4 protein-coding genes and 3 pseudogenes are annotated in these 5,730 nt (G+C 67.7%); 2 read left to right on the forward strand and 5 right to left on the reverse strand.

Annotated elements, in window-relative coordinates; genetic code table 11:
• Positions 1-244, forward strand: a 244-nt coding sequence (locus ACFU53_RS46020; protein ID WP_384006145.1) for a hypothetical protein, incomplete at its 5' end; no start/stop codon positions are given.
• A gap of 107 nt (positions 245-351) precedes the next feature.
• Here the strand turns inward: ACFU53_RS46020 and ACFU53_RS46025 are convergent.
• The 5 genes and pseudogenes from ACFU53_RS46025 to ACFU53_RS46045 all read right to left on the reverse strand — a co-directional run.
• The gene (locus ACFU53_RS46025) at positions 352-2,034 is read right to left on the reverse strand and encodes a ribonuclease J (protein ID WP_384006147.1); all 1,683 of its coding nucleotides are present in this window, start codon (positions 2,032-2,034) and stop codon (positions 352-354) included.
• A gap of 150 nt (positions 2,035-2,184) precedes the next feature.
• On the reverse strand, positions 2,185-3,084 hold the full coding sequence (gene dapA, locus ACFU53_RS46030) for a 4-hydroxy-tetrahydrodipicolinate synthase (RefSeq protein WP_384006149.1): 900 nt from the start codon (positions 3,082-3,084) through the stop codon (positions 2,185-2,187).
• A 211-nt stretch (positions 3,085-3,295) separates the two neighbouring features.
• Positions 3,296-3,745, reverse strand: a pseudogene (gene thyX / locus ACFU53_RS46035) (FAD-dependent thymidylate synthase); the annotation flags it as partial.
• 3 nt (positions 3,746-3,748) lie between these two features.
• Positions 3,749-4,675, reverse strand: a pseudogene (locus ACFU53_RS46040) (HNH endonuclease); the annotation flags it as partial.
• A pseudogene (locus ACFU53_RS46045) lies at positions 4,655-4,945 on the reverse strand (FAD-dependent thymidylate synthase); the annotation flags it as partial. The pseudogenes ACFU53_RS46040 and ACFU53_RS46045, both read right to left, overlap by 21 nt.
• A 190-nt stretch (positions 4,946-5,135) precedes the next feature.
• Here ACFU53_RS46045 and ACFU53_RS46050 point away from each other — a divergent pair.
• Entirely contained in the window at positions 5,136-5,693 is a 558-nt protein-coding gene (locus ACFU53_RS46050) for a hypothetical protein (protein WP_384006151.1), read from the forward strand.
• Positions 5,694-5,730: the final 37 nt, after the last annotated feature.

Here is a 5,730-nt window from a genome sequence, read left to right on the forward strand (position 1 = left end):
GATTTTTGGCACGCTGTTGAGTTCTCAAGGAACGGACGCTTCCTTTGTACTCACCCAAGTTCTTCTCGGGCTTTCCTCCGGGCAGTTTCCCTTCGATCTTGCGTTTCCGACTCTATCAGATCGTTTTCCGATCCGATTTCCTCGGTGCTTTCCAGGTTTCCGCTTTCGCGTTTCCCTTTCCGGCGGTTCCGACTTTATCAGAAGTTCTGAGTCAGAATTTCCGCCCGGTCCGGGTGGCTCCTGACGCACAGTTGCGTCGGGTTCCCCCCTGGGCGGAGCCGTAAACGTACTGGAGCGAGGCGCCCCGATGCAAATCGAGGAGCCCCGCTCCAGGCGGGCACTGACGGAGGGTCAGACCTCGACCACCACAGGCAGGATCATCGGCCTGCGCCGGTAGGTGTCGGAGACCCACTTGCCGAGGGTGCGGCGGATGAGCTGTTGCAGCTGGTGGGGCTCGACGACCCCGTCCTGTGCCGAACGCTCCAGAACCTCGGTGATCCGCGGAACGACCGCGCTGAAGGCAGAGTCCTCGATACCGGAGCCGCGGGCCTGGATGTGCGGGCCGCCGGTGATCTTTCCGGTGGAGGAGTCCACGACGACGAAGACGGAGATGATGCCCTCGTCACCCAGGATCCTCCGGTCCTTGAGGGCCGGCTCGCCGAGGCCGACCGAGAGGCCGTCGACGTACACGTAACCGGCCTGGACCTTGCCGGAGATCCTGGCCTTGCCCTCGATGAGGTCGACGACCACGCCGTCCTCGGCGATGACGATGCGGTCGTGCGGTACACCTGTCAGGGCGCCCAGTTCCGCGTTGGCCCGCAGGTGGCGCCATTCGCCGTGCACCGGCATCAGGTTCTTCGGGCGGCAGATGTTGTAGAAGTACAGCAGCTCGCCGGCCGAGGCGTGTCCGGAGACGTGGACCTTGGCGTTGCCCTTGTGGACGACGTTGGCGCCCCAGCGGGTCAGGCCGTTGATGACGCGGTAGACCGCGTTCTCGTTGCCGGGGATCAGGGACGAGGCCAGGATCACCGTGTCGCCCTGCACGATGCGGATCTGGTGGTCCCGGTTGGCCATGCGGGACAGGGCCGCCATCGGCTCGCCCTGCGATCCGGTGCACACGAGGACGATCTCGTTCTGCGGCAGGTCGTCGAGTGTCTTGACGTCCACCACCAGGCCCGGTGGGACCTTCAGGTAACCCAGGTCCCTGGCGATGCCCATGTTCCGGACCATCGAGCGGCCGACGAAGGCGACCCGGCGGCCGTACTCGTGGGCGGCGTCGAGGATCTGCTGGATGCGGTGGATGTGGCTGGCGAAGCTGGCCACGATGATCCGCTTGCCGGCGCCCGCGAAGACCTGGCGCAGGACGTTGGAGATGTCCCGCTCGGGCGGAACGAACCCCGGGACCTCGGCGTTCGTGGAGTCGGAGAGGAGGAGATCGATCCCCTCCTCGCTCAGTCGTGCGAACGCGTGTAGATCTGTCAGGCGGTTGTCCAGCGGGAGCTGGTCCATCTTGAAGTCGCCCGTGTGGACCACCATGCCCGCGGGGGTGCGGATGGCCACGGCGAGGGCGTCGGGGATGGAGTGGTTGACCGCGACGAACTCGCAGTCGAAGGGGCCGATGCGCTCGCGGTTCCCCTCGACCACCTCAAGGGTGTACGGGCGGATGCGGTGCTCCTGGAGCTTTGCCTCGATGAGGGCGAGGGTCAGCTTGGAGCCGATCAGCGGGATGTCGGGCTTCTCGCGCAGCAAGTACGGGACCGCGCCGATGTGGTCCTCGTGGCCGTGCGTGAGGACGATGCCCTCGATGTCGTCGAGGCGGTCCCTGACGGACGAGAAGTCCGGCAGGATCAGGTCGATTCCGGGCTGCTCCTCCTCGGGGAAGAGGACCCCGCAGTCGACGATCAGCAGACGGCCGCCGTACTCGAAGACCGTCATGTTCCGGCCGATCTCGCCGAGGCCGCCCAGTGGGGTGACCCGCAGGCCACCTTCGGGAAGCGGCGGCGGCGGGCCGAGTTCAGGATGCGGATGACTCAAAAGACTCTCCTCACCACGCGCGCCACGTACCTCTGTGGCACGTGGCGCGCATGACGTTCGTGCAAAAGCAGTTGTGGATGTGGACGCAGGCACGTTCGTCCTGCTTATTCAGTTGTGAAGTCTGGTTGTCGCGTCGAGCGAAGTCCGGTGTTAGAGCTGTACCCCGCCGGCGCCAAGATCGATCTTGAGCTGGGCGGTCTCCTCGGGCGAAAGCTCGACCATGGGGGCGCGCAGTGGTCCGGCGGGCAGGCCCTGGAGGGCGAGCGCCGCCTTGGTGGTCATCACGCCCTGGGTGCGGAACATGCCGGTGAAGACCGGGAGCAGCTTCTGGTGGATCTCGGTGGCCTTCTGGACGTCACCGGAGACGTACGCATCGACGAGCGCGCGCAGCTCGGGGGTGACGACGTGGCCGACGACCGAGACGAAGCCGACCGCGCCCACGGAGAGCAGCGGGAGGTTCAGCATGTCGTCGCCGGAGTACCAGGCGAGGCCGGAGCGGGCGATGGCCCAGCTGGCGCGGCCGAGGTCGCCCTTGGCGTCCTTGTTGGCGACGATGCGCGGGTGCGCGGCGAGCCGGACGAGCGTCTCGGTGTCGATCGGGACGCCGCTGCGGCCCGGGATGTCGTAGAGCATGACCGGCAGGTCGGCGGCGTCGGCGATCGCCTTGAAGTGGCGGTACAGGCCCTCCTGCGGGGGCTTGTTGTAGTACGGCGTGACGACGAGGAGACCGTGGGCGCCGACCTTCTCGGCGGCGCGGGCCAGCTCGGTGCTGTGGTGGGTGTCGTTCGTGCCGACACCGGCGATGATGTGGGCGCGGTCGCCGACGGCCTCGAGGACGGCTCGTACCAGGTCCGATTTCTCCGCGTCACCGGTGGTGGGTGACTCACCGGTGGTGCCGTTGATGACCAGGCCGTCGTTGCCTGCGTCCACCAGGTGGGTGGCGAGCCGCTGCGCGCCGTCGAGGTCGAGTGCGCCGTCCGCCGTGAAGGGCGTGACCATGGCGGTGAGGACCCGCCCGAAGGGGGTCTGCGGAGTCGAGGTCGGAGCCATGGGTAACACGCTACTCGCTGCTCAGGGCACGGTCTGCCCTCGGGGGGCGGGAAAAGTCCGGACAAATGCGGAGCCCGGCACTGCCTGCTCGGGGGTTCAAGCAGTGCCGGGTCCGTTTGATCAGGCTAGATGAACTTCGCGAAATGCCGCAATACGGACACTTCGCTCGACTGACCCGTACATCTGTGCCTGGCCGGAAGTCGGCGGTCGACTACGGTGCGACCCGGCCGTTCGCATTGAACGCGGCGTGCGTGAGCGGCATGAGCCGGGCCCACTCCGCCTCCATCCGCTCGCCCACCATTTCGATCTCCCGCTGCGGGAAGGACGGCACCTTCGCGAGCTCGTGCTGGGTACGCAGACCGAGGAAGTGCATCAGCGAGCGAGCGTTGCAGGTGGCGTACATCGAGGAGAAGAGGCCGACCGGCAGGACCGCGCGGGCGACCTCACGGGCGACGCCGGCGGCGAGCATCTCCTGGTACGCCTCGTATGCGTGGACGTACGAATCCTCCATGACGCGCCCGACGAGCTCCTGCTGCGCCTGCGTGCCCTCCACGAAGACGTACTTGCCGGGACGGCCCTCCTGGACGAGCTTGCGGGCCTCGTCCGGGACGTAGAAGTGGGGCTGAAGTTCCCGGTAGCGCCCCGACTCCTCGTTGTACGAGTTGTGTACAACGATCCCGTTGGCGAGGAAGTTGTGCCAGGGGCCTTCCACGGAGAGGTCGTATGTCATCTCCTCGCCGTCCTGATCGATGGCGACGATCCGGTCCGGAACGGCTTTGGCGATCTCCCCGCCCCGCTGGGCCAGGGCCTGCTCGCCGGCGCTCTTGATCGCATGGCAGGGCTCGCACGCGGGTGCGAGGTTCTTCTCGTCGAGGGCCCGGGGCAGGTCACCGGCCACCGGAACCACGTGGTCCAGGGCGAGTTCCGCACGGGGGAAGTCCTGGCCGCAGAGGTGGCAGGTGTCGGTCTCCTTGATCAGCCGCTCCCGCTGCATGGAGGTCCACACGCCGATGCCACGCCGCAAGCTCGGCGGAACCAGTGCCTCCGACGGGCGGGAAGCGGTATCCGCCGCCATGACCGCGTCCCCGACGGCCAGTTCCCCGGCCTTGCACCAGCCCTCGGGCGTGAACACCGCGTGGTCGACCGTGCAGCGGAGCGTCTTCCCGGACTCCGTGGTGATCTTGATAAGTGACTTCACGCCGGACTCGATGACATCGACGATCCTGGCCCGCTGGGCGAGCAGCGTCTCTTCGTCGTAGCAGCGCACGTGGTTGCGACGGACGGATTCGAGCTTGCGGAGGCGGGTGCTGGGGTGCAGTTCCCGGAACTCCGTCACGGCCGAGTCGGCTGCCTCACGGCTCTCGTACAGGCCGAGGTGGTGGTTCTCCTCGCCGCGCCCGACCTGGGCCATCCACTTTCCGGCCCTGCTGTGCCAGGTCACTCCACCGGCGGAATGCGGAAGCCGGTCCTCGACGCCGAGGTGCCAGAGCTTGTACAGCTCGGCGATGGTGCGCCGTCGGAGATTGCCGGCCTCGCTCTCCAGGGTGATCTCGGTGTCACCGGCGATGCACCAGCCGACCCGATGGCGCATGAACTCGCGGAAGACGAAGATCGGTGCGCTGATGAAGAAGGTCATCGAGTTGTGCTCGAAGGGGCTGCCGTGCCGGTCCCGCATGAGGTAGTTGATGAGGCCCTTGGAGCGCTCGGGGTCCTTCGTCAGCTCCTCCAGAGACTGCTCGCCGGCGGTGGAGACGCGGGCGGCCCACAGCACGTCCGAGTCGGCCGCGCTGTGCTTCACCAACTCGACGGTGACATCGCTGCGGAAGCTGGGTTTGAGGTCGTCGGCGGGTGTGTCGGTCACGGCTCGGAGGGTCCTTCCCATTGCTGCTCTCGGGCGGCGCCCACTCTACGGCCCGGCACCGACAGGGAGCCCGGATGGCCCGAGTTGCACCCCCTTGTACCCCTGTTGGACCCCCGGGAGTGGTGAGGAGGGGTCCGGCTCGGTAGCCTCACCCGGCGAAACCTGTGCGTGGATCGAGTGAGGATCAGCCGTGCCCCTGCCCTTCCTGACCGCCGACCGCGCCTTCGACCAGGCGGTGGACGAAGCGCTGCCGTTCGACGACCGCGACCGCTGGCGGCGCCCCTACCGGCCCGGCCCGTGGCGGGTCGGCGCGGCCGCGCTCCTGCTGCTGCTCGCCTCGTACGTGCTGGTCGCGGCGGTCATCATCACCATGGCCGAGACACCGCAGACGGGCGCGATCTGCTTCGGCGCGGCGCTGCTGGTCATCGGCTGCGCCCTGCGGCTGCTGCGGGTCGGCATCTGGGTGAGCGCGCGGGGAGTGCGTCAGGTGGGTTTCTTCAGAACGCGTACGGCGTCCTGGGAGTCGAGCGTCTCGGTGCGTACCGTGCAGCAGCCGGTGCGGTGGCTCGGGCTGCCGCGGTCTGTTCAGGGGCAGGCGCTGCTCCTCGTCCGCACGGACCGTGTGCAGGAGTACGTGACGCCGTTGATGACCACGCACAACGCCGACTTCCTGGCGCGTACGGAGGCCTTCGACCGGGCGGCCGACACGATCGAGGCGTGGGCGGCGGAGTACGGGCGCGCCGCGTAGTCGCGCATAGGGGTGAGGGGCCGGTCCGCACCCGCGG

This window comes from Streptomyces sp. NPDC057474, assembly GCF_042802555.1.
In the GTDB taxonomy this organism is placed as follows: Bacteria; Actinomycetota; Actinomycetes; order Streptomycetales; family Streptomycetaceae; genus Streptomyces.